Consider the following 25,243-nt stretch of genomic DNA (forward strand, 5'->3'; position numbering starts at 1 on the left):
ATGTTGACTGAAAAACCTCCTATACAAAATGTATCGCCAACACCAACTTCTTTGGGACTTAACGTCCTATTTGAGAAAACAGACATTAGTGTGTTCCTCCAAAAGCAAACAATTGCTGAATTCAGTTCTGAACATCTACAAACACTAATGTGGGAGAACGCCCCTGAAATTCCGATGCCATCTTCCGAACCGGCGCAAGCATCAGTACAGCAACAGATTGAATCCGGTCCATACTCGGAGAGCGACTACCAATGGCTTGTGGAGATCCTTGAGGGGTTAACCGATGTAGCGAATCGGAATGCCAATAACAGTTTCACTACACTAACCGAAACTGACTACGAGCAACTTGATGCAGTGCTAAAAGAGTTAATCTATGTCGTTGGTGACGATGAAAAGCATCCCTTGGCACCATTAATGGATTTTATCGGTATCCTTATCACGAAATATGAGGACGAACACTTTCAAAAATTAACAGATCTGTTTCCTGAACTCACAAAAAATATAACATCAAATGACACAAAAATTGAGGATCGAAAAGAAAAATCCACGACCAAGGTCTCAGACAAATCCACAAATACTCTTGCCGCAGCGGCTTTTTTTTCTATCGGTAACCTTTTTTTGGAAGGAGATAAGAGAGAAGAAGCAATTCTCGCCTACCATCAGTCAATTCGGCTAAAACCTAATTCTGCCGAAACCTACTACCATCGTGGCGAGGCAAAATACTTGCTTGGGAAGTATGAATCTGCAGCTGCTGACTTCGATGAAGCCATTCGGATTAACCCAACTGATCCTTATGCCTATCTTAAGCTCGCCAATGTAAAGTGCGCGCTGAGTCAATATAAGGCTGCTATTGCTGATTTTGACAAAGTTATCCAATTGAATTCAGATGAAGTTTGTGTTTACTTTGCTTATCTGATGCGTGGTTGTATAAATAGGTTACTGGGTCAATATAAGGCTGCTATTGCTGATGCTGATGAAGCCCTTCGATTAAATTTGGATGATCCTTCCGTCTATCTTGCTTACGCCACTCGCGGTGGGGCAAGGAATGCCCTCAAAGAATATGAAGATGCTATTGGTGATTTTAACGAAGCTCTCCAGTACAATGCAGATGATGTTGCAACTTATGTTATGCGTGGGCACGCGAGAGCTGCATTAGGTCAACATAAGGCTGCTATTGCTGACTATGACGAAGTAATATGCCGCAAGTCAGATGATGCCTATGTTTACTTTAGGCGAGGACTTAGTAAGTTAATCAAAAATATGTTTGAAACTGCCATTGTTGATTTTGATGAGAGCATTCAACTCAAGGTAGACGATCCCTGTGCCTACCTTATGCGAGGAACAGCACAGTTCATAAGGAAACAATACGACGCTGCTATTGCAGATATCGACCAAGCCATTCGACTAAAACCTGATTCTGCTCTAAACCATATAGGCTTTGCCTACACTATGCGAGGAGGTATAAAATTCATGAAAGGTCAATATAAGATTGCGATGGACGACCTTGATAAAGCTATTCAGATTAAATCCGATCCTTCTCTAAACCATATAGATCTTGCCTATATTCTTCGTGGAAATGTGAAAAGCATCATAGGGCAATACATAGAGGCTATTGCTGACTATGACGAGGCCATTAAGATTGACTCCACTTTGGCACAAGCCTACAAAAACAGTGCGGACGCAAAGCGTGAACTAGGGGAATATAAGGCTGCTATTGCTGACTATGACAAGGCTATCCAGTTAAATCCGGCTGCTGTTACCTATTATAATCGCGGATATGTGAAGGGGCAGTTAGGAAAACATAAGTCTGCAATCCAAGATTATAGCGAGGCTATTAAGATTAATTCAAATGATGCCCATGCTTACCATAACCGAGGTATTGATAAAGGTAAATTAGGGGAATATGAGGCTGCCATTGCTGATTTTGATAAGGCTATCCAGTTAAATCCAGATGACATCTATGCCTACCGCAACCGCGGGATTGCCAAAATTTTACTGAGCGAATATGAAAATGCCATCACTGACTGTACCGAAGCCATCCACCTAAGTCCGGATTATGCCGAGGCGTATGATACCCGAGGTAAAGCCAAAGTACTCTTGGACCAAACTTGGGAAGCAAAAGAGGATTTCCAGAAAGCCTTAGAATTGGCTGAATTAACTGATAACCAAGACCTCAAGACTGAAATTGAACAATCGCTTAAAGAACTTAACAACGCCGAGTAGGGAACAATATGGGTTTACGCGGCGAGTCAAGCTTGCAACCGACTTTAATCAAACCGCGAGGTAATATCGGGGGGTGGGTCTCCGACGACAGATTTGCCATCGCGTAGCAACGGCTCAGCGTTGCCCCATAAACGACTTCCGTCGTGTGCAAGGAGCGGTTCTGCGGAATACTGAGCGAGATAGGCGCGTCGTAGACCGCTCGTGTAGTTCGTGCCGCTGCAGTGGAAATTGATGCTCGTGAAGGCGACAATGCTCCCGGCAGGCACAATCGCAGGGACACCCTTTTCCGGTCCGAAATATCCGACCATATCGTTGCTGCCCTCTTCACGGACATGCTTCACCCATGAGCGGATGCCAATACGCGAAAACGGCATCACATAGACGGTGCCGTTCTCTTCGGACATATCATCAAGTGCACACCAACAGGTCAGATATGGCTTGTGGTCGGGATAACCGACGTAGCCTGAATCCTGATGCCAGCTGAACTTCATTCCCGCTTCTGCACCTTTGACGACATACTGTTCCCAGAAAAGGTAAGCCGTATCGCCTAAGGTAGCACGACAGACTTCCGCCATTAGATCGCTGAATAGGAATTCGCGAAGTTTTGGCTGTTTCCTGAAGCAGTTTGAGACGAAATAGCGTTTATTGCGATGATTGATACCGAGGACATCCGTGTCCTGTCGGTCCATGTCGGCATCCATCTGATCGATAAAGGTTCCGCATTCACCGCGGAGCAGCTCCAGAAGCGGTTCTGGGATAACATTCTCTAAAATGAAATAGCCTTCCTCTTGGAATTGCTGTTTCTGTGCATCGGTTATGTTCATATTTTTAATTTTACCTTGCGGAAGAACAATGTAAGTCAGGACTTTGACGCACCATTCTTACGAGTCGCCCGCGCCGTTGTTGCGGACTTGGGTTTTGATGGAGAGTGGCCCATAATTAAGTTTCCAACCCACAAAGAGGTTTCTATTCGATATTGACTTGGCGGACGACTTGCCCGTTGCTCTCCCAGTAGGTGTGCTTTCCAGTGATGTAGTCGGAATCACCTGCGGGTTGGATGTTTCCCATGGTATCAACGGCTCTTGAAACGACGGTATGCTCGCCTTTTGAGGGGCTGTTCCAGCCGAGATGCCAGATTTTCCATGCGAATTCCGCGTCCTCTTCGGGATCTATCGTCGCCTTTTGCCATGTGCCACCGTCAATGCTCACTTCAACCGTTTGGATGGGGGCACCCCACGCTGCACCGTAGATACGGTATTTATCGCCAACACGGGTTACCTTCGCTGCTAACGACTTCAACTTCGTTCTACCAACCGAAGTCTCCATCCAGACGGATTCACCATCGGAACGTTTCTCTTCGCGGATCGTGACATAGTCGCGTCCCATGAATCTCCCCATAAATCGGGTGTCGCGCACTTCAATGCGTTTGAGCCATTTAACGCATGCGATGCCGTACCAACCGGGAGCGATCAAGCGTAGCGGGGCACCGTTCGGATGAGGTAATGGCTCACCGTTCATTTCATAACAGAGGAGGTTGGTGTCTTGTAGTGCGTCTTCAACGGACATGCTTCGGGCAAAATTTTGACGCATTTTTACGTCGCGCCGTTCCTCCTCTCCGACATCATGTCCGAAGAAGATAACCTCAATGCCGTTTTCCTTAATGCCAGCCTCTTTGAGGATCGGTGCGAGGGGTGTCCCCACCCATTTTGCGTTGCCTATTCCACCCGTGAACGTTGGAAATCCATGGTTACCAGAACATTCCAGCGTAAAGGTCACCTCCTGCCGGAGGCGCGCCTTGATGTCCTCAATCGTGAGCATCAACGGTTTCTCGACTAAACCACTTATTTCCAGTTTCCACGTCGCGAGGTGTACTTCCGGCTTGCCGTAATGCGAAACGTTGAAGAATTCATCGTTTGGTGTGATAAAGGAATCGAGTTTGTCCCAATCCAGCAAACCGCGTTTTGAAGGCGGTTCCGGTGGTTGATCCGTGAATGGGATAAGCACTTCACCCTCACGGCTCGGGAAGGCATAGACCGCCCACGGGCTGAGCAACAACCCGGTAAGCGTTAAACCGCTCTGCCGCAAAAAATCTCTACGCTCCATGGTGCCTCCTATTCTTCTCATTCGGCGCGACTTGTAGCTAAGTTTAAGCTTTCATTGCTGCGAGATAGTTAGCGTTAACCTGTTCCCAATTGATAACCTTGCCCCACGCGTCAATGTAATCGGCGCGTCGGTTCTGATATTTAAGATAATAAGCGTGTTCCCAGACATCAAGACCGAGGATAGGGGTGTGTCCCTTCATCAAAGGGCTATCCTGATTCGATGTTGCATAGATTTGCAACTTCTTGTTTTCATCAACAACGAGCCATACCCATCCTGATCCGAAGTGCGTTTTCGCTAATTTATCGAACATTTCGCTGCCAGCATCGAATGAACTAAAGGTGGATTGAATGGCTTCCAGAACTTTGCCTGTCGGTTCGCTGCTATTCGGTGTCATAATGTTCCAGAAAAGTGTATGGTTCGCATGCCCACCGCCGCTGTTGATAACGGCTTGTCGAAGATGCTTCGGCACCTTTTCGATATTTCGGAGCATGTCCTCAAGGGTCATGTGCTGTAGGTCATGACTGCGTGCAATTGCGGCGTTGAGTTTATTGACGTAGCCTTGGTGGTGTTTTCCGTGATGGATTTCCATTGTGCGTTTGTCAATATGAGGTTCAAGCGCATCATAGGCATAAGGTAAGGGTGGTAATTTCTGACTTCCCTGGTGGTCATGCTGGTCAGCACAGACACGCAGCGGGCTGCTCGCGACGAATAGTCCTGCTAACGCGGTACTTCCGTGAATTAAAAAATTTCTACGATTCATGAGTGCTCCTTGCCCTGTTGTTTTAGACAGTATTTTAGCAGAAATTGTGGGTTTGTGTCAAGTGCCAAAATTCAGTTGATTTTGGCAAAGGGGTGTGGTATTTTGACTGTAGTATACAAAGATAACGAAAAATCTATGTCTGAGATACATCGGGAAACACTCAATGGACAACACGGACACTTTTCATATTCTCGCGTTAGATGGCGGTGGCACTCGCGGCATTTATACCGCCCAACTCCTTGCCACGATTGAACAGGCTCTTGGGACACCCATCAGCACCTGCTTCGACCTTATCGCTGGGACAAGCACAGGAGCAATCATTGCGGGTGCTGCTGTTTCCGACATTCCAATGACGGAGATTGTCGAACTTTTTGAGACGGAAACACCCTATATCTTCAGAAGAAGATGGTATCGCATCCCGTTGTTCCTCAGCAAATATCCCGACCAAAAACTCGCGGAAATTATTGCCAAGCATCTCCCCGCAACGCCGTTCGGCGAAATAGCAACTCCGTTGATGATAACAAGTTCCGAGATCGCCAAAAGTGAGGTACACATCTTTAGATCGAGCTATGCGAAAAACCTTGATGCGTCTGAATTGAAAAATAAAGACGTGAACCTGAGAGATGCGATCCTCGCCTCCTGTGCTGCGCCTACATTTTTTGCTCCAAAATCCGTTAACAATTTCCTGTTAGCAGATGGCGGACTCTGGGCAAACAATCCATCCACAGTCGCCTTCACGGAAGCACTCTCGGTATTTGGGAAGGAGGCACAACAGGTTCAGATGCTATCCGTTGGCACAGGGCATTCGGTAAATATGTATCGCAACAGACGCGGATGGGGATTTATCACTGGATGGGGTGGTGCGAAGTTGACGTCCTATGTGATGACGCTGCAATCTCAGGCATCCGCGAGGACTGCCAAATTGTTGTTGAAGGAGAATTACCTGCGAATCAATCCAGAAATTGATTTCTGGGAGTTGGATACCCTTACACAGTTGGATAACTTGAAATCTCTTGCTGATCGCGATTTTGAGAGGTATGCCGCAGAGATTAAGACGTTTCTCCGCATTTAGTGTAGAGATCATCTGAAAACACAGTTTTTTCGCATTCTCCTCCTGCTTTGTGTCATTCCACAATTCCTGATTTATACCTTTCAATATACTTTTTTGTAAAAAAATTTGACTATATATGTTGCAAAATGTATAATGTGTGCAAATCTGGCGAATTTTTCCGTAACACGTGATAATTTCTTTTTGGGATAAAACCTGACTATGGAGGTCCCAACAGTCAACTCCCCAGTAAGGGAAGAGGAGGAAATTCTCATGGCAGCCCTCAAACGAATTATAGGCGTTGTGCTTATCGTCATTGCGGCGATAGTCGCCATCCAGACGGTATTTGAACCGATTTACCATACTTCCACTGATGATAGTCCCTATAGTTCCGCTTGGGATTATATTAACCCACTCTCTGCTATTTCAATAATACTGGGGGTGATATTCGGCTACATTCGCATGAGCCGTGCCGGTGCGGATTCGAGCGTTCAAGAGTTCATAGCGGGTAACATAATGTTCTATGGGTTCATGTTTGCAGCTATAATCTTCTTCTGGAACTGGTTCGGCATCAGCGACATTGGGTCGGGCTTTACTGCTGTCGGCCACAATACCCGATCGTTGATTTGGATTATCTTTGATGCCATACTTCCGTTGCTGAACGGTGCGATGGGTATGCATCTGATACGCTCCAGTGCCAGTGAATAGGTAGCAGGGATTGATATTTCGGTTGGTAGTGGAGGATTTGTTGAATAAGAGTACTACTATAACCCTAAACATGAAGTGCGCGCCTCTCAAGTGCGCACTTCACTTTTCTGTGGACAACTTTCAGAATTCCTGATACCCTTTACTTCTACGGCAGAATATACAATTTAGTAATACAGTGTAAATCGGTGAGGTTAGGAAACTTCGCCTACTGTATAGGAGAAATCTATGGAAATACGACCAAATCGAGTTAAAGAGAAGTTAGCGGCTGGCGATCTCGCGTACGTTATCTCAGGCTTGACAAATGCCGATGATATAGACCTCTTCGGTCCGAACGGATATGATGGTGTATGGTTGGAAGGTGAACACGGTGCTGTCGACGCGTCACGAATCGGCGATCTCACGCGGGCATGCGATCTCTGGGGAATGACCTCTATCACACGTGTCAACCGCAACGACCAAGGACTTATCTACCGCACATTGGATTGCGGGTCAATGGGCATCTGTGTTCCGCATGTCAACACGAAAGCGGAGGCGCAAAACGTTGTGGATGGTACGAAGTTCGCACCGATTGGACACCGTGGGATGTATACCAGTCGCCAAGGTTATGGTGTGGACGACTATTTTGATGTCGCCAACTCGCAAACGCTCGTCATTGTTTTGATTGAAGACATCGTCGCGGTTAACAATCTTGACGAGATTCTCACCGTTGATCATATTGATGTATTTTTCGTTGCGCCGTCGGACTTAGCGACCTCTATGGGGCATATCGGGAATCTGACCCACCCAGATGTCCAGAACACAATAGATTCGGCGCTTGCACGTATCCAAGACGCGGGACGGGTTGCCGGCACCTTGACACTCGATGCCACAGTTGAGAAATATGTCAAAGCAGGCGTGCGGTTTCTGATGACAGGCGTTGGCGGATGGATTACATCCGGAGCAGCGGCGTTTAAAGAACGGGCAGAGGACGCTAAATCCTAACAAACTTAACCTACCAAGTAATGGGTGGGCAGGCACAAGACCTGCCCCTACAGTGTTTCTCGAGCAATAATATTACCGAATTAAATTCTGAAACCTCATTTAACCGCGCATTTTCATTGGATCCAAAACAACTACGCCAGAAAAGTTATCCCGCCAGATGCCTCTCTCCCGTGCCAGACTGAACCTGTCGGATAGGTATGCCCCTCGACGAACTCCGGGTACATCTCAAGTCCCCAACCCGGGACTGTCGGCGTAACATAAGCACCATTGCGGACCTGAATTGGGTGCAGGAAAACGTCCTCTTGTAGGAAGTTGAGGTATTCAACGACCTGTATCTCCGAATGCGCTGCGACGCAAATTTGATCCCAAATGGCGTAATGTTGAATCATGTTACACAACCCGATGCCTCCACCGTGTGGGCAGACGGGAACATCGTATTTTGCCGCCATTAAGATGACACCGAGTACATCATTGACACCTCCGAGCCGCGTCGCGTCAATCTGGCAGTACTGAATCGCGTCGTTCGTGATTAACTGTTTAAAGATAACTGGCGACGGCACCTGCTCCCCTGTAGCGACACCAATGCCGTATTTCTCTAAGGCGCGTGCGATTTTCACGAAGCCGAGGACATCATCGCGCGCCGTCGGCTCCTCAATCCATGTCGGTTTGAATTGTGCTAACGCTTCCATATAGGCGATGGCTTCATCGACACCCCAGATCTGATTCGCATCGAGCATCAAACGTGCCTCTGGACCGATTGCTTCCCGAATGAAGGCGAGTCGTTTCTTGTCGAAGTCCAGATCCTGCCCAACCTTCATTTTGAAGCAGTCAAGTCCTGCGGCTTTCACCTGATCCACCGTTTCGATAATCTGTTCATCCGTGAGCCCGAGCCATCCTGCGGTGGAATAAGCCTTCGGTCCGTATTGACGGAGCGTCTGCTCACGGGTTTCGCGACTGTTCCAGTGTATGTTGAGAATTGCCTCTGCTTCATCGGGTGTTAGGGCATCGCGGAGGTATCGCCAATCAATAGACTGCACAATCTTTTCCGGTGGTAAATCGACGAGGAGTTTCCAGAGCGGTTTATCAACGAGTTTTGCCCAAACATCCCACATGGCGTTGACGATGCTTCCGATCGCCATCCGGTTAACGCCATCGGCAAGCCAGCGTAATTGGTGATGGTCGACGAGGAGTTTGTGGAACGCGCCGGGATCGTCAACGAAAGTCTCCATCTCCATCCCGACAACGAGTTGCGCAAGGTCTTTAACCCCGTAAGCGATCCAGTCATTTCCGGCTCCAGCGGTGAACGCCACGGATACCCCTTGGTGTCCTGAGCTTGTTTCCAGTGTCGTTAGGACTGCTGAATAATTCGGTTTTTTATGAAAGGGATCGGAACCGAGGAGTGTATCCGATGTGGGGACGCGTAGATCAACAACGTCAACTTTTACGATTTTTCCTAAACTCTCCATGTTGCTTGACTCCTTTTTCGACAGAGTATATAATAGATGAATATGAAAATCTATACTAAATTTGGGGATTCTGGAGAGACCGCGCTTTATGGTGGAACGAGGTTAGGGAAAGATGAACCGCGCATTGAGGCGATTGGCACTGTTGATGAACTGAACGCCTATATCGGTTATGCACAGACGCTTGTTGAGGATGCTGATCTTTCTGAGCTCATGGCGCGGGTCCAGAATCACCTTTTTGATGTTGGTGCAGATTTAGCAACGCCAGCGACCCATCCAAAAGCCTCCGAATTTCGCATACCGTCAGCGTTCACCACAGAGATGGAGACCGCAATAGATACACTATCTGCGGAGCTTCCGCCGCTGACGAACTTCATTTTGCCCGGCGGCTGCACCGCTGGAGCCACTTTACATATCGCGCGCGTGGTGTGTCGGCGAAGTGAGCGGTGTGCCGTGCGTCTAGCATGCGAAGCAGAGGTCAACCCTGAGATAATCCGAAGTTTGAACAGGCTGTCGGACCTTCTATTTGTTCTCGCTCGAACAGTGAATTTCCGAGCGAACACTTCGGAACCGATTTGGGAGTCACAATCAAACTCTTAAAAAATATTGTATAATATCGTCCGATATGTTAGAGTTGGGAAACTCTAATATCTTATTCATTTTTATTTTGCCAAAGGAGATTGAATAATGAATTTGAAATTGGCAAATTTATTCCTGATAATTCTTATCGCGCTTGTTGCCCTGGCAGGCTGTGATAGAACACAGAGAGTGGTAGTGGATGGCATGCCAGCAGATCCCGCCATGGATGAGACGATGACGGATATGGAAGCGATTCCAGTGAATTTTGTTTTGTTGATTGACTATCCTGAGGGTGGAAAGGATGCTTATATCGCGTGGGTTGCTTCTGTTGCAGCAACGCTGCAAGCTCCCGAAGAGATCGTCCGGATAAGATCTTACGACAACGAGGACCCAGAAATGAGTCCTAACCGGTTTGTCGAATTTGAATTCAACAGTTTTCTTGATATGGCGACCTATCTGAATCGTCCGGAGATTGCTGCCGTACTCGAAGACATTCCGAATCACTCAAGCCATACAACCGCCCACACATTCATCCAACGTTCTGCCTACTCGAAAGACGAGGACAGCAATTTACCGATTAAAGGTATCCTTTTAATTGATTATCCACTTGGCGGGAAACAGGCGTACCTGGAGTGGGTCGCGTCCATTTCTTCGGCACTCGTCGGCCCTCCTCAGTTGAAAGCGACTGCCTCTTATGACAACTACTATGGTGAATCCCCGCACCGACTCGTTGAGTTAGAGTTTGCGAGTCAAGAGGATATCGATGTCTACGAGCAGTTGGAGGGTATAATGGCGATTGAGGCTGCACTTGATAACCAGGCAGGTAGCTGGGAATCGCATACATTTGAGTTGCGCTCAGATTACATCAACGAATAATGCCCTGCGTTCGTTTTCTTTTTATAGGCGCGCTTTTCGAGCGCGCCTCTCTTTTTTGCATGTCACCGTGCGTGCCCAGGACCGCTGTATTTCCTACCGAACGCCAAACTATGGGGTTCCTCAAAGGGCCGGAACGGTACCATATCCGCGATCTCCTGAAGCCGCTCTAATATTTCTGAAGGCAACGGACCGGCTTCAACAGCACGAACATTCTGTTCAACCTCCTCTACGGACCTCGCCCCCACCAACACGGTAGAAACATCCGGATTGGATATAACCATACGAATACCTGCCTCTGGAAGTGAGAGCTCGATTTCATCCAAAAACCGGTAGAGTGCTTTGAACTGTTCCTGACGCGGGCGGCTCAGCCACCATGCCCCCGTCTCTACTTCGGCGTGGCGGCGTGACAACGCTCCCTGTTGTAAGGGAGCACCGATGACAATTCCCATATTCTGTCGTTTCGCTTCTGGAAAAATTGAGAGTGCCGCTTCACGCCAGAGCAGACTGTAGTTCTGCGCTGCCAGCACGACATCGTAGACCCCTGTCGCTACAATCGCGGGGAGTTGATGCGCGGTTGTGCCGCCCAATCCCGTGAAACGAACAATTCCTTCCTCTTTGAGTTCCGCTAACAACTCACAGACCGGTCCATCAAAGGTCTCATGGCTTGTCCACCAATCGTATTGTCCGGGACGATCGGGTTCATGCACCATCAAAATATCGATCGTATCCCTTTTCAGCACGTGTAAGCTCTCTTCGACCGATTGACGCAAGAGTTGTTTATCTTTTGGATCAAAGGGTTGAGGTCTTCCACCGATTTTCGTGGAAAGATAGTGCGGTTGAAGCACACCATCTAAGGCTTCTCCAACGACCTCTTCACTGTTACCGTAGCTCGGTGCGGTATCAACATAGTTGACACCGAGTTCCAGAGCGCGTCGGATAGCGTTACGTCCATCAGCGCGATTCCTACCGCCAGCCGTTGAAACAAAGAGTCCACCCATCCCTAAAACACTCACTTCGAGTCCTGTGCGTCCGAGGATTCGCTTTTCCATAGTTCCTCCTTTTGATGTTTCTGTAGCGTTGGCACATACGATAGAAAAGAGTTTACAATAGATTCTGACTTGCGTCAATGTCTAAAGTCTTTATCCGCGGTAGAAGTGGTTTCTACGTCTCTATGAAAAGAAAATTTGTTTGACACTACCCTACAAATATGATAAATTGATAATCAATTCTTATTGAATAATTTCACAGAATGCGAGCAGAGACAAATTTAACCTGTTTCCAGATCGAATTTAGTTTGAAGCCTGTAGATAGCAGGAGGGTAGGTGTATGAGTGATTTACAGTTGCAACAGTACCTCTTTGACGTGCAAGGTTACCTCGTCGTTGAGAATGTCTTGAGTCCAGAAGAAGTTGCGGCACTCAATCAATGTGTTGACGAACAACAACTTCCGACACCGGGAAAGGTTCAAAGGTTCGGAAGTGCCCCAGATGGTCCAGGTTTTCTGCAGTGGGGGAAACCATTTTGCGATTTACTCGACCATTCAAAGATTATGCCGATACTTCAATTCCGTTTGGGAGATTGCTTTCGACTCGACCGAATTTATGGGATGTATATGCGGGAAGGGATGCCGCGCGGACATCTACATGCCGACTACGGTGCTACTTCTCCCACGGCAAGAGCGACACCGGGGGAATACTACTCTTTCCGAGATAACGAGATTCACAACGGGTTCGTTGTTGTGACGTGGAATCTCGCAGATACCGGACCGGATTACGGTGGGTTCTGCTGTATTCCGGGAAGCCATAAAGGCAATTTCAAGCTACCACAACAGATAGCCGAAGCACCCGATAAGTCATCTTGTGTCATCATTCCGGAGGCTCCTGCCGGTTCAGCGATTTTGTTTACTGAGGCACTGACACACGGCACAGCGGCATGGAACGGCAAGCATCAACGGAGATCCCTTCTGTATAAGTATTGTGTTTCACACATCGCGTGGACATCGCGTCGCGTGGCGATACCAGAGGGTATAGAATTAACAGAGCGTCAAAAAATTCTCTTCCGTGAACCCGCAGATCCGCATCGTCATTTCCCATCATTATTTCAAGCGGCATAGTTGAAAGCAGAGTTTTTTAGCGATTAAGCTTCTGCCCTGCTTTCCACCTCGTTACAAGTAGGTTTTCGGTGAAGTCGTGATTGGAAGTGTTGGTTGGAAGAATGGTGGGGGTCCCATCCTTCCAATCTTCTATCCAAACCCACAGCCTGCAACAACGGTGCAGGCGACTCGAATGCGCAAGAGGTCAAAGACTTATTAATCCTTATTTATCCGCAAGGTAAAATTAAAATAATGCCAAATTTCACACAGAACCAGTTGCAGAAAATCACAACCGACATCTTTAAAGCCGGGGGTGTCCCAAGCGATGAAGCAGAGATCATAGGAGAACTGCTTGTCGCTTCAAATCTCGCAGGGCATGACTCCCACGGCGTTCTCCGCATTCCACAGTATATTGGACTCATCGAATCCGGACTCATTCAGCCGGGAGCACCGATGCACATTGAACGTGAGTCGGCTTCGCATGCACTCCTCAACGGCAATTGGGGGTTTGGGCATGTCATTGCCCAGAAAGCGATGTCGCTCGCGATTGAGAAGGCGAAATCAAGCACAATCAGCGCAATCAGCGTTTATAACTGTAATCACATCGGACGTATCGGGAGTTACCCGCTGATGGCGGCTGAAGCCGGTATGGTGGGCATCACGATGGTGAACGCGGGTGGGACTGCGCTCTACGTTGCCCCGTTCGGTGGAAGCGATGGACGGCTCGCAACAAACCCTATCGCGATTGCCACACCGATGCGTAATGGACATCCGATTCTGCTTGACATCACAAGTAGCGTCGTTGCACAAGGCAAGATTCGCGTGGCGTTTAATCGTGGGGAGTCTGTCCCTCTCGGTTGGCTGATTGATAGCGAAGGCGAACCGACCCAAGATCCACGGGACTTGATGGAATCTCCGCAGGGCGCGCTATTACCGCTCGGTGGTATTGCTGGACACAAGGGGTACGCTCTCGCTCTGATGATTGACATTTTGGGAGGGGCGTTGTCAGGTGCTGGCTGTAGTGGATCCGGAAACACCCGTCTCCAGAACGGTGTTCTGATGATTGTCTTGGATATTGCTAATTTTACGTCGCTTGATGACTTTTATGAGCATGTTGACGGACTCGTTGCCCATGTGAAAGCATCACCCACCGCACCGGGATTCGATGAGATCCTGGCTCCGGGAGAAATCGAAGCACGCCAAACAGAACGCCGTCTGCGCGAAGGCATCCCTATTGATGACGAGACATGGCGACAGATTCAAGAGACAGCAGCGGAGGTCGGAATATCCGAACTTGAATTTTGAGCCAATTGAAGATGCCCGTCCGAACACTCATATTCGATTTTGACTACACGCTGGTGGATTCAGCGCGAGGCACAATTGATGGTGTCAATTTCGCGTTTGAAAAAATGGGTTTGCCGATCGCTTCTGATGACGCGGTGCGTCGGACAATTGGTTTGTCGTTACCGGATATACTGATGGCGTTAGCAGGAGACGCATACTCTAAACGTGTCGATGAATTTACCCGTTTATTTTTTCAACGCGCTGATGAGACGATGGTTGCGTTGGCGGAGTTTTATGCAGAGGCACCACAGACAGTGAAAGCGTTACGGGGGCTTGGTATTCAACTCGCCATCGTTTCTCAGAAAACTCGTCGCTACATTCAACCGATTCTTGAGAAAGAGAACCTATTAGAGGCGTTTGAAGTCATCGTTGGTGGTGGGGACGCAACGTATAAGCCAGATCCTGAAGGGTTGCTGCTGGCGGTTGCCCAAACAGGTAGCGTTCCCGCAAATTGCCTCTACGTTGGAGACAGTGTAACGGATGCTGAAACTGCCCGACGCGCCGGTATTGCGTTTATCGCTGTGCTATCGGGTGTCACACCACGAGCAGCTTTCGAGGATTACGATGTCTACACGATTCTTGAAGATGTGTCTGGATTATTGGATTTAGAATTTTTGATAAGTTCGCAAACAAGGAGTTCTAATGCCAAATAGACAACCTACTATTGGTGAGTACCTTCTAAAAAAATTAGAAAGTTACGGTATTGACCACATCTTCGGCATCCCTGGCGATTATGTAGTCCAGTTCTTTGATCTGATTGAGCAGAGTCCAATTCAGACCATCGGCACGACCCGCGAAGAGACAGCAGGATTTGCGGCAGATGCCTATGCACGCATGAACGGCATGGGGGCGGCGTGTGTGACGTATGGTGTCGGTGGTTTATCTATGATTAACGCTGTCACTGCTGCCTACGCTGAAAAATCACCACTCGTTGTCATTAGCGGTAGTCCAGGGATGAAGGAACGTACCGAGGGTGCCCTTTTGCACCATAAAGGTAAAGATTTTTACACACAGCAGCGTATCTATGACGAGATAACGGTTGCATCAGCACTCCTTGACGAACCTTTTACCGCCTTTAACGAGATAGACAGAGTATTGGATGCCGTCTATTGGCACAAACGCCCTGGTTATATTGAATTGCCACGGGATATGGTCGGTATGGAAGGGGCACTCTACCAGCGCCCCTCAACGGGCACTCACCAAAGTGACTCGGAAACGTTGGATGCTGCTTTAACTAATGCCATTGCGCTCATAAATCAATCCGAAAATCCAGTCATTTTAGCCGGGACTGAACTGCATAGATTCGGATTTCGAGACAAATTACTTCGGCTTGCAGAAGAAAAACAGATTCCAGTGGTGACAACACTGTTGGGCAAATCCGTGATGCCGGAAGCGCATCCGCTCTACTTGGGTATTTATGGTGGCGCGATGGGCAGAGCAGAAATCACAATGCTCGTTGAAACTTCCGATTGTACTATTATGCTTGGTGCCTTCATGACCGATGTCAACCTTGGGATTTACACGGCAAACCTTGCGCGAAGCCGTAGTGTCTATGCCATCTCGGATAAAATCACAGTCGGTTATTCCACTTATGAAGATGTTACTTTCAAAGATTTTATCGATGGCTTGTGTTCTCCGCAACTCGACAAACGCCCCGAAACCAACTTGGAATGGGTACTGGAAGTGGCAGACCCCTTTGTGATGGTCCCTGACCAAGCGTTAACTGTACAACGCTTGTTCCAACAACTCAATCAATTTCTGCGTGATGACCTAATGGTTATCCCCGATGTTGGAGACTGCCTTTGGGGTGCTGCGGATTTACGTCTGCCGGAACACACGGAATTTATTTCTCAAGCCTATTATACCTCAATGGGGTTTGCAATTCCTGCCGCTGTTGGCGCGCAACTCAGCAAACCGAATGCCCGACCAGTCGTGATCGTCGGAGATGGTGCATTCCAAATGACCGGCACCGAGTTGTCAACAACGATCCGCTATGGACTCAATCCGATCGTTCTGATTTTAAACAATAAGGGGTATGGCACCATTCGCCCGCTCGCTGAAGGCCCCTTTAACAATATAGAGAATTGGAACTATACACTTGTGCCAGAACTCTTCGGTGCAGGAAGGGCATTTTCTGTTCAGACCGAGGGGGAATTTGACGCTGCTATGAAGACCGCGCTTATCGAGACGCAACATTTTGTCCTGATTGAGGCAGCAATTGACAAATTAGACATGTCGCCTGCGCTTACTCGGTTGGCAGAACAGGTGTCTGAGAAAGTTTGATTCTAAAGATAAAATGTCCCTTGTCTCTATCTTTTAATCGCTACACAGTACTGAAACTGCACCCAACACACAGCAGAGGAGATAAGATGATGAAAACGATGCTTTTATCAACGATCCTCGGATTTCTGCTCGTTTTTTCAGCGAATGCAGACTTCCTGCCAGAGGACAACAGCAATGCGTTTGGGTTGGAATATGGAGAATCCATCGCTGGTTTTATCCCGAACACCCCTAAGATTGATGGAAAACTTGATGACTGGAAGTACGCCGTCTGGGTCGCGTTTGACTCGGAGGATGAGCTGCTTCGTGGACAAGGTGCTTGGAAAGGGAAAGATGATCTCACGATGACTTGGTCAACAATGTATGATGCGGAGACCTTCTATTTCGCAGCGTCGGTACGCGATGATATTTTTGCACCTGCGGTGAACGCGGCACAACCTTGGACAGGTGATACGATTTTTTTGTATATTGATTGGGAGCAGGTCGGAGCCGGACAACCTTCAAGTAAACCCAATTTCGCATTTATCAAGAAAAAGGCACTCGTTTCGGACTTCAGTGGGGGCAAAAATCCGAATCTCCCTAAATCCGATATTGCGGCTGTTCCGACACCGGAACTGGGCAAAGGTGGCATGATTTATGAGGTCGCGATGCGGTTTGAATGGCTCACCGACGTTAAGATCAAAGAAGGATCGGAAATCGGTTTCACACCCGGATACGAGGAAGGAACGGACAATCCCGAAAAGAAGGCAGGACTCGTGTTCATGGATTGGCACGGTCTGAATCCTGATGATTCAGGGAATCTTGGGACACTGACTTTCGGCGGTCCGCTCTCTGTTGATGCAGCGGGTAAATTGACGCTGACATGGGGACACTTAAAGCAAGTTGTAAAGTAGTAGGCACAAACCTTAAATAGTTGTCAGTCGTCAGTTATCAGTTAAGTGATGGGTTTGTAACAATCCATCCACTGCTGGAATATCCCAAGAAAGGGAGAATTGCTACAGGAAATTCTCTTTAACCGACAACTGATAACCGATAACGAAAAATAATGTCTGAAAAAACGCGAAACCAAGAAGAACTTTTTATACAACTGCTGGAGAAGGCAGATAACTTATTGACCCACTTGGGGGGATCCTCGGTTCAATCGTCGAGTGCGATGCTTGATGCCCAACTCGATGACTATATCGCTTTTCGATGGCGATCACAGAATGGATTGGGGCATCTTATTCCCGTTAAACATCCGAACCTTGTGGGGCTATCGGATTTGATCGGAATAGAGAGACAGGAGAAGGAACTTGATAGAAACACACGTCAGTTTCTACAGGGTCTGCCCGCTAATCACGTCCTGTTGTGGGGGGACCGCGGCACGGGTAAATCTTCACTCGTCAAGGGGATGCTGGCGCGCTATGTTGACGATGGACTTCGGTTAATCGGTGTCAGCAAAGAGGGACTTGTCCATCTCCAAGAGATGGGTGAAGTGCTGTGGGAGCGTCCCGAACGGTATATACTTTTCTGTGACGATCTCGCCTTCAGCGAAGATGAACCTGAGTATCGCGAGTTGAAAGCGATGTTGGAGGGTGGAATCTCTGCTTGCCCAGACAACGTCCTAATCTATGCCACCTCGAACCGTCGGCACTTGATGCCGCGACAGGTCCGCGACAATCGATACCCCCAAAATGACGAGGATGAGTTGTATCCGAGAGAGGCGACAGAGGAAAAGGTCTCGTTGAGTGACCGTTTTGGGCTGCGTCTTGCTTTCCAACGGATTTCACAGGATACCTATTTGCAGATTGTCTCCCATTATGCACAGAAACAGGGGCTATCGGTTCCGACGAAAGCGCTGCACCGAACCGCGTTGGAATGGGAGGCATCTTCAAGTGGACGTTCAGGGCGCGTCGCGTATCAGTTCGTTATGGATCTCGCGGGACGGTTGGCACTTTCTAAAGCGTCGTCCAGCCAATAGAATTTTTACTACATCGCCGAGCGAGTAGGAAAAATATACAAGTAAATCAAAAAAGGAGATTTTTATGAAAAACCAATTGGTGTTCTCTTTAGCACTCACGCTCCTACTGAGCGGGATGCTCCTCATACAAACCGCAGATGCTGCACCGAAAAAAGGCACATTGCGGATCAGTGGTGATAATACTTGGGTTGCGTTTATCAACGGTGAAGAAGTCGCTGCAAGCGGGAACTGGCAAGTCCCCACGGTTAGTGAATTTGAACTGGACAATGGCTTCGCGCAAATCGCTGTTTATGTCCACGACGCTGAACCCGGTGCCGCAGGTAGAGGCGGTTTTCTTGCCGATATTATCCTCGATGATAAGCCGGATTACATTGGAACCGGTGAAGACGGTTGGCGATGCGATACCGGCAAACTTCTCGACGATCGGAAAGATGGCTGGGAAGAGGTTGATTTCGACGACAGTGATTGGGAAGATGAGCTCGAAATTTATGAGCAGTTCGGGGGTGGTATATGGGGATTTGGTGCTGCAATCATGGAGCAAATTCTCAAGGACCCGGAGTGTGAAGCGAATTGGGTATGGTGTGGTCCGAACGATGCTGAAGACGACATCTATTTCCGATACACCATCGGTACGCTTTCCGTTGAACCGGAAGACAAACTCACTACGACGTGGGGCACCTTGAAGGTAGGTGAATAGATATTAATTCAGCACACTTGGGAGGCGCGGTTTCTTAACTGCGCCAACCGAGTGAAACCCGACATCTTCGTGCGAATTTGGGTTCACTGTGTTTAAACCCAAATTCATGATTTTCTACTATTCGCATGTCTTCTTACACGAATCACACGCTCCCTTAAATCGTTATCCTCTATTTCATGAGGCAATTTATTACCTTTCCCTAAATTACATTCCTTACAGGATAAGGCAAGATTCTGTAATCTATTAGCACCTCCTCTGCTTTTAGGAATTATGTGATCTATTTCTAAAGGAACTTCTTCTAATCCGCAATAAGCACACTTCCTGCCATCACTAACAACAAGCCTCATTCTGTTAAAATTGCGTTTTCTAAATTTAACATTTTTTATCCGTCTATTATTTTTTCCTTCAAAAAATTTCTTGTATGGCCTCGGCATAAGATACCTCCTTTTCGTTTCTACCCGGTCAATTTTCACTGCAAGGCAACATGCGTCTTCAGCGTTGATCCGCTACATGCTGCCGTCTTCAATCACCTGAGCAATTACCGCAAAAACTATCTCGACATCCGATTCCTCAAGGCACGAATAAGCCACACGCAGTTCGGTTTCACCGAGTGAGATCGTGCCGATGCCGTGTTCCTCAAGGAGCCGCTGTCGAACTGTTTCGGCGTTCCCGGATTTGAGGTTCAGACACGTGAAATAACCTGCATGGCTCGGATAAACCTCCCAAAGTTCCGCATACTTCGGATCAGACGCTACCGCTTTCACCTTCAATGCGCGTGCTTCGAGAATTTCATAGTTTCGCTGTTTTTGCTTGGCATAATCTGGTGCCTTCATCGCTTCGAGGATAAGCGTTTGAGAGACCTGTGATGCCCCGGAGGTATTTGCTCGAATGAGCCCACTGAATTTTTGTTCAAGCGGTTGCATCGCTACCTCCCCGAGTCCAAAACTGATAAAAGCCACGCGTAGCCCCCACGCATATTCCTCCTTCGTCGCACCATCTATTTTCACGGGTACTACATTCGGATGGCATCCCACCAACAACCCAAACAACGATTCGTGCATAACGGATGCATCGTACCACAATCCCGCGTAGGCATCGTCAATCATAACAAGGATATGGCACCCAGCGTCGGCACGCGCTACAATTGCGTCCACAATACGCTGCGCTTCCGTGCGGTTAATGGCGTAGCCGGTCGGGTTGTGTGGGAAATTCAGAAGAACCAGCAATTTTTCGCTGGTCGTGTCGGTGAGTATCTCACGAAAGCCGTGTGTGTTAAAAGCTCTTGTAGCGTTGAAAAACGGATAGGTTTGAAGGTCTGCTCCCGCTTTGGTTTGGAAAATAAGCCGATAGTTTCCCCAGATCTTGTCGGGGAGGATGAGCGTATCCCCACTGTCAACGAAAAGTTCGGCGAGTAGACTAAACCCGTGCGTCATACCACTCGTCACAATTGGTAGACTCAGTGCTGTCTCGGCGAGCGAAGGATTCTCTTTGAAAAGATGTGTTTTCCACGCCTCCCGTAATTCGGGTTGACCGAGTACGGGGGCATACCCGTAGATACCTTCCAACGGTAGTGTTGGCACGAGTTCGCGCGAAACAGGGAGATGCATTAGGTCATCTGCATGTTGTGAGAAGTCTTGTGCGATTGCGCGTGTGGCATTGAAACGGTGCGCTTTCGTATTCGCCTCTGCCGTTTGGCTTAAGATGCCTCTTGGTAGGTAGATGCGTTTTCCTAATTTGGAGAGAAGCGCGAAAACCGCTGGTGAGGCGGCGCGAACCTGTTCGTTCAACTCGGTTGCTATAGGATTTAAGTCTTGCATAGTTTCCAAAGCCGCGGAAAATATAATTGTTGAAGAATTGATAACGTTTAAGTATCTAACATATCAATAACAAGTGTATGACAGACCGCGTTTATAGTCGTAGATTCATTGCACATCCAACACCACAACATCATTCGTTAATCACATCTTCATGATAGTATAATCTACCAGACGTTCAGCGTAATTCATTACCAGCCTTACTGCAATTGTGGACTGCCACCAACTTAATGTCAACCATTTTTCACCAAGACTCGTTATGCATTATATACTAACGAAGTGGTGCAAAAACAATTGAGATAGGTTCAGCAGCGCGGATAAAAAGGAGTCCCTACTGTGGCGGAATTCGCAGAAATTCTGCGTGAAAGTTTTTGGGCACAAGAAGGAAGTTTAGAAGCGGTATCGCGGAGTATTGAAGGTATCGCACCCCCAATTCACAATGAACAAGTGGATGAACTCAGGCATCTCGTAAGCAGAGCAACTCGCTTTAAAAGATCAGACATCGAATAAACAATAGGGCTTATGCAAATCGGTGCGGCACCAAACTTGGTCAATTGTGTAAGGGCATGCATCCGAATTTAGCGTAAGCCTAAAAAAAATAATACGCACGGCGGCAACAGGAGCAAACATGAAAGCATTTCTGAAAAGACTGGTATTTCTCATTATCTTTATTCTTGCGGTCGGTGCTGGTATCTGTGTATATCTCCTCCAAGCCCCTCCGGTTGAGCAGAAAAAGGTACCGAAACTCCAAATTCACACACGGACAGCACTACGCGGAAGACCTACGGTTGACTCGAAACCGATTCGTTACACCAAAGATGTTTACCGCTTTAGTCTAGATCGACAATACATTAGCAACCTGAATAGCGGTAAATTGGAGCGTGAACTTCTATTTACAGCGGGATTGGCGCATCGCGCAAGATTGAAAACAGAACGTTTGGATGCGTCTTTGAAGACCGAAACGAATTGGCAAAAGATGTTTGCAGATATGACAAAAGACATCCGATTCCGTCCGAGCGCATCCCCTATTGAAGTCTTACTAAGTGGCGAAGAGTGGCTACTCAGGGACACCACAGGTGCAGCTTACACAGTTGTAAAAACTGATAGCAACGTTGAGGTATATCTTCCCGATTTAAGGGAGGCGTTCGAGACAAACAAAAAAGCACCAATTTCACTCTCAAAGGACTTAGAAATCTCCACTAAACAGACTAACAGGCGGTGGCTCATCAAGGATAACGGATATAAGCAAGCTTACAGTGTTGTGAACGGCGAAGGGAAACTCAACGTTTTCCAGCAATCGAAGTTTGAAATTCTGATGTTCCTGTTTGAGACGGATGCGGCATTGCAGGATTCGCTTGCTCAAGGAAAGTTACCTTCCAAATTGCTCCAAGAATTTGTTGCGGAGAAGATACCGCTATCGCGACGGGCGCGGGTGTCAGCAGGCGAAGATGGCATGAGTTGGCAAATCAGCAGCCCTCCGCTGAAATATAATATTCGAAGTGAGAACAACCGATTGAAGGTTTATCTCGATCTTGAAAGCAGATGGCTCCGTGTCAAGATTGATAACAGCACAGAGGGGTGGGTGCAAAGCGAGCGCGGGACGATTTTTGAACCACCTCCACCGACGCTTAGCTCACGTCAGCAAGCCAAGGAACGGCTTCTCGTACTTATTGACGAGTTAAAAGAGAGTCGGGCTTTCCAATGGATAAAATGATAAAACCCAAGGTACTACGTCCGGGTAGCCGTATCGCGGCGATTTCGCTCTCTTGGGGTGGTCCCGGCACTGTTCCCTACCGCTACGAGATAGGCAAACGTCAACTTGAAGAAGAATTCGGCGTGACGGTTATCGAAACAGAGCACGCTTTGCGCAATGCAGTCTATCTTTCCAAAAACCCGAAAGCGCGTGCCGACGATTTGATGGCGGCTTTTGCCGATGAGACGATCGACGGCATTATCTCAACGATCGGCGGTGAAGATTCCATCCGCACTCTCCCATACCTCGATTTGGATCTGATTCGGAATAACCCCAAGGTTTTTATGGGCTATTCGGATACAACTATATCACACGCTGTCTGTTTTAAAGTGGGTCTCGTGTCGTTCTACGGTCCCGCGTTTATGACAGGGTTTGCTGAGAATGGCGGGATGTTTCCGTATATGGTGGATTCCGTCCGACGCACCCTCTTTTCTACCAAACCGATTGGCGTTATTGAACCGAACCGCACAGGGTGGACAGGAAAACCAATCCATTCGTCGAAAATTGGAGCCGTGTACCGGCTGGAAATTTCATCAGGACGAAGGGGTCATTGAAGGGCAACTTTTCGGGGGCTGTGTTGAGGTTTTGGACTGGCTCCGCGGTACTGACTTCTTTCCTTCTGCTAAGGATCTTCGAGGTGCCGTTCTCTTCTTGGAAACTTCGGAAGAAGCACCGCCACCGTCGCTTCTAACGGAATTTGTGAGATGCCTCGCAGCAATGGATATTCTCGAAGCCGGTGGCGGTGTTGATCCGGACACTTTCCACGAGTACGAGGATGCACTCTGTAAAGCGGTTCGTGAGGAGTATGGGTTAAACGATATGCCGATTGTCACCAATATGGACTTCGGACACACCGATCCGATGTTCGTGCTTCCGATAGGCATGAAGATTCGTATTGACTCCACAAAGCAGGAAATCGCTATTGAGGAGGCAGCGGTCATTAAAAACTGAAACAGGTTAGCCAAGGCATGTAGCAATGCAGCAACGGCGTATTGCGGATCCGATAATATCCACGTTTCTAACAAAAGAGTCTGATTGCACGCTTGGCGATAAATTAAAAGGGTTAGTCAAAGCATGTAGCAATGCAACAACGGTGCATTGCGGATTTGAGAAGGAACCTACACTTTGCCAAGAAATTCTGATTGCACGCTTGGCGATAAATTAAAAATTCTTTTTTTATCGCCGACCGTGCCATTTCCCCTCACCGATGGCGGACGCATTCGGGTGTTTAATCTCCTCAAACAGATTGCCACGAAAAACAGTGTGACCCTGCTCGCCTTGGAGACGCAACCCACAGATGCAGAAGGCGTTGCGCAGCTCCAGCAGTTAGGCATTCAAGTTCACCTCGTCCCAAACGCGCCGACACTCCCACCCGTATCGTTTGGCACGCTCGTCACTGCGTTGCTCAAACGACAACCGATCACCGTTGCGCGCTATGACCTCCCTGCCTATCGTCAGAAGTTCAAAGAATTGCTCGCGACCGGAGCTTTTGATCTCGTTCACTACGAAATGTTTCACACAGCGCAATTCTATCCGGAAGCACGCCTGCCCAGTGTGCTTTCACAACAGAACGTCGATTCCGCGATCTGGCGGCGGCTCTGCGGTGAGACTGCTAACCCGTTTTATAAGTTCGCGTATTGGACGCAACAACTCGCATTTCAACGGTATGAGCGGGTGCTAAGTCCGAAATTCGATGCGGTGACGTGTACCTCTGACATCGACGCCGCCGTATTCCAGCGGCACTGTGCGAGAGATGCTATTGAGATAATCCCGAACGGTGTCGATGTTACGCACTACCTACCAGATTCTTCCTCTGAAGCTCCGGCACATCTCATCTATATCGGGAGTATGGACTGGTACCCGAATGAGGATGCTGTTAGTTTCTTTGCGGATGAGGTCTTGCCACGGATTCAGGAGCGTGTCCCAGACGTTAGATTTTCGATTGTCGGTGGAAATCCGTCGGCGCGCGTCCAAAAGTTAGCGGAGAGAAAAGGAGTCGCTGTTAATGGACGTGTCCCAGAGATCAAGCCCTACTTCGCCGAGGCGACGGTTTTTGTCGTCCCGTTGCGGATCGGAAGCGGCACTCGCCTGAAAATCCTTGAGGCGTTGGCGATGGGCAAGGCGATTGTCTCTACCTCAGTCGGTGCGGAGGGGTTAGATCTCAAAGATGGTGAAGAGATCTTCATCGCTGACGAACCCACCGTCTTTGCCGACGCGGTCACCCGATTGCTCACAGATGCGTCGCTTCGCCGTCGGATCGGTGAAAACGGACGCGCCCGTGTGGAACGAGATTACGATTGGCGGAGTATCGGCGAGAAGTTGCATCAACTTTATACCAAAATTCTTGGCTAAGCGTGGTAGATTCAGATGGCTGAGAGACCGCAAATGTCAAGAGTTGATTTTCCGTCCCAGATGTGCTACCATATAACCAACTTGAACATAATTCTTCGGTTTCAGTAATGAACCGTTGAAAAGGAGCGATTCTAGTCAAGTACCCGCCGACTAAAGTCGGGGGCTTGTTAAAACCCCGTCATTCTCGGCTGTTCGTGTTTCTCGGGCTATG

23 protein-coding genes and 1 pseudogene are annotated in these 25,243 nt (G+C 48.2%); 17 read left to right on the top strand and 7 right to left on the bottom strand.

What is annotated here, in order from left to right:
• Complete coding sequence (locus J4G07_02175; GenBank protein ID MCE2412786.1) at nt 1–2,223, top strand: tetratricopeptide repeat protein; 2,223 nt, start codon at nt 1–3, stop codon at nt 2,221–2,223.
• A 44-nt stretch (nt 2,224–2,267) separates the two neighbouring features.
• On the opposite strand, the gene J4G07_02180 is transcribed toward J4G07_02175, so the two are convergent.
• The 3 genes from J4G07_02180 to J4G07_02190 form a co-directional block, all read right to left on the bottom strand.
• Nucleotides 2,268–3,047: a phytanoyl-CoA dioxygenase family protein gene (locus J4G07_02180; GenBank protein ID MCE2412787.1), complete on the bottom strand. Its 780-nt coding sequence runs from the start codon at nt 3,045–3,047 to the stop codon at nt 2,268–2,270.
• A 142-nt stretch (nt 3,048–3,189) separates the two neighbouring features.
• Nucleotides 3,190–4,347 (bottom strand): sulfite oxidase, encoded by a 1,158-nt coding sequence (locus J4G07_02185; protein MCE2412788.1) that lies wholly within the window; start codon nt 4,345–4,347, stop codon nt 3,190–3,192.
• Nucleotides 4,348–4,369: 22 nt separating this feature from the next.
• Nucleotides 4,370–5,086, bottom strand: coding sequence for a superoxide dismutase (locus J4G07_02190; protein MCE2412789.1), 717 nt, complete (start codon nt 5,084–5,086; stop codon nt 4,370–4,372).
• A gap of 163 nt (nt 5,087–5,249) precedes the next feature.
• On the opposite strand from J4G07_02190, the gene J4G07_02195 reads away from it, so the two are divergent.
• From J4G07_02195 to J4G07_02205, 3 genes are all read left to right on the top strand, one after another.
• Nucleotides 5,250–6,158, top strand: a complete 909-nt coding sequence (locus J4G07_02195) for a patatin-like phospholipase family protein (GenBank protein MCE2412790.1) — start codon at nt 5,250–5,252, stop codon at nt 6,156–6,158.
• Nucleotides 6,159–6,407: 249 nt separating this feature from the next.
• The gene (locus J4G07_02200) at nt 6,408–6,842 is read left to right on the top strand and encodes a hypothetical protein (GenBank protein ID MCE2412791.1); all 435 of its coding nucleotides are present in this window, start codon (nt 6,408–6,410) and stop codon (nt 6,840–6,842) included.
• 225 nt (nt 6,843–7,067) lie between these two features.
• The gene (locus tag J4G07_02205) at nt 7,068–7,823 is read left to right on the top strand and encodes a hypothetical protein (GenBank protein ID MCE2412792.1); all 756 of its coding nucleotides are present in this window, start codon (nt 7,068–7,070) and stop codon (nt 7,821–7,823) included.
• A 131-nt stretch (nt 7,824–7,954) separates the two neighbouring features.
• On the opposite strand, the gene J4G07_02210 is transcribed toward J4G07_02205, so the two are convergent.
• The gene (locus J4G07_02210) at nt 7,955–9,289 is read right to left on the bottom strand and encodes a mandelate racemase/muconate lactonizing enzyme domain-containing protein (GenBank protein ID MCE2412793.1); all 1,335 of its coding nucleotides are present in this window, start codon (nt 9,287–9,289) and stop codon (nt 7,955–7,957) included.
• A gap of 42 nt (nt 9,290–9,331) precedes the next feature.
• On the opposite strand from J4G07_02210, the gene J4G07_02215 reads away from it, so the two are divergent.
• A complete protein-coding gene (locus tag J4G07_02215) occupies nt 9,332–9,886 on the top strand; it encodes a cob(I)yrinic acid a,c-diamide adenosyltransferase (GenBank protein MCE2412794.1) in 555 nt (184 codons plus the stop codon).
• A gap of 87 nt (nt 9,887–9,973) precedes the next feature.
• Complete coding sequence (locus J4G07_02220) at nt 9,974–10,741, top strand: hypothetical protein (GenBank protein MCE2412795.1); 768 nt, start codon at nt 9,974–9,976, stop codon at nt 10,739–10,741.
• Between the two features lie 62 nt (nt 10,742–10,803).
• Here J4G07_02220 and J4G07_02225 read toward each other — a convergent pair whose 3' ends face one another.
• Nucleotides 10,804–11,790 (bottom strand): aldo/keto reductase, encoded by a 987-nt coding sequence (locus J4G07_02225; protein ID MCE2412796.1) that lies wholly within the window; start codon nt 11,788–11,790, stop codon nt 10,804–10,806.
• Between the two features lie 277 nt (nt 11,791–12,067).
• On the opposite strand from J4G07_02225, the gene J4G07_02230 reads away from it, so the two are divergent.
• From J4G07_02230 to J4G07_02260, 7 genes are all read left to right on the top strand, one after another.
• Entirely contained in the window at nt 12,068–12,853 is a 786-nt protein-coding gene (locus J4G07_02230; GenBank protein ID MCE2412797.1) for a phytanoyl-CoA dioxygenase family protein, read from the top strand.
• A gap of 231 nt (nt 12,854–13,084) precedes the next feature.
• Entirely contained in the window at nt 13,085–14,137 is a 1,053-nt protein-coding gene (locus J4G07_02235; protein MCE2412798.1) for an Ldh family oxidoreductase, read from the top strand.
• Nucleotides 14,134–14,829: an HAD-IA family hydrolase gene (locus tag J4G07_02240; protein MCE2412799.1), complete on the top strand. Its 696-nt coding sequence runs from the start codon at nt 14,134–14,136 to the stop codon at nt 14,827–14,829. Before J4G07_02235 ends, J4G07_02240 begins: the two co-directional genes overlap by 4 nt.
• Nucleotides 14,819–16,459 carry an alpha-keto acid decarboxylase family protein gene (locus J4G07_02245; protein MCE2412800.1) on the top strand — a complete coding sequence of 547 codons (1,641 nt, stop codon included), beginning with the start codon at nt 14,819–14,821 and terminating at the stop codon, nt 16,457–16,459. The genes J4G07_02240 and J4G07_02245 overlap by 11 nt, the downstream gene beginning before the upstream one ends.
• 86 nt (nt 16,460–16,545) lie before the next feature.
• Nucleotides 16,546–17,349, top strand: coding sequence for a hypothetical protein (locus J4G07_02250; protein ID MCE2412801.1), 804 nt, complete (start codon nt 16,546–16,548; stop codon nt 17,347–17,349).
• Between the two features lie 152 nt (nt 17,350–17,501).
• Nucleotides 17,502–18,416: an ATP-binding protein gene (locus tag J4G07_02255; protein MCE2412802.1), complete on the top strand. Its 915-nt coding sequence runs from the start codon at nt 17,502–17,504 to the stop codon at nt 18,414–18,416.
• 64 nt (nt 18,417–18,480) lie between these two features.
• Nucleotides 18,481–19,113 carry a hypothetical protein gene (locus tag J4G07_02260; protein ID MCE2412803.1) on the top strand — a complete coding sequence of 211 codons (633 nt, stop codon included), beginning with the start codon at nt 18,481–18,483 and terminating at the stop codon, nt 19,111–19,113.
• Nucleotides 19,114–19,217: 104 nt separating this feature from the next.
• On the opposite strand, the gene J4G07_02265 is transcribed toward J4G07_02260, so the two are convergent.
• Complete coding sequence (locus J4G07_02265; GenBank protein ID MCE2412804.1) at nt 19,218–19,547, bottom strand: HNH endonuclease; 330 nt, start codon at nt 19,545–19,547, stop codon at nt 19,218–19,220.
• A gap of 72 nt (nt 19,548–19,619) precedes the next feature.
• On the bottom strand, nt 19,620–20,930 hold the full coding sequence (locus tag J4G07_02270; GenBank protein ID MCE2412805.1) for an aminotransferase class I/II-fold pyridoxal phosphate-dependent enzyme: 1,311 nt from the start codon (nt 20,928–20,930) through the stop codon (nt 19,620–19,622).
• Between the two features lie 333 nt (nt 20,931–21,263).
• Here J4G07_02270 and J4G07_02275 point away from each other — a divergent pair, with 333 nt between their 5' ends.
• The 4 genes and pseudogenes from J4G07_02275 (at nt 21,264) to J4G07_02290 (ending at nt 25,032) form a co-directional block, all read left to right on the top strand.
• Nucleotides 21,264–21,437: a hypothetical protein gene (locus tag J4G07_02275; GenBank protein MCE2412806.1), complete on the top strand. Its 174-nt coding sequence runs from the start codon at nt 21,264–21,266 to the stop codon at nt 21,435–21,437.
• Nucleotides 21,438–21,555: 118 nt separating this feature from the next.
• A complete protein-coding gene (locus tag J4G07_02280) occupies nt 21,556–22,641 on the top strand; it encodes a hypothetical protein (GenBank protein ID MCE2412807.1) in 1,086 nt (361 codons plus the stop codon).
• A pseudogene (locus J4G07_02285) lies at nt 22,638–23,631 on the top strand (LD-carboxypeptidase). The gene J4G07_02280 and the pseudogene J4G07_02285 overlap by 4 nt, the downstream one beginning before the upstream one ends.
• A 174-nt stretch (nt 23,632–23,805) precedes the next feature.
• Entirely contained in the window at nt 23,806–25,032 is a 1,227-nt protein-coding gene (locus tag J4G07_02290; GenBank protein MCE2412808.1) for a glycosyltransferase, read from the top strand.
• The last annotated feature ends 211 nt before the right edge of the window (nt 25,033–25,243 follow it).

The organism is Candidatus Poribacteria bacterium, assembly GCA_021295715.1.
Classification (GTDB): domain Bacteria; phylum Poribacteria; class WGA-4E; order WGA-4E; family WGA-3G; genus WGA-3G.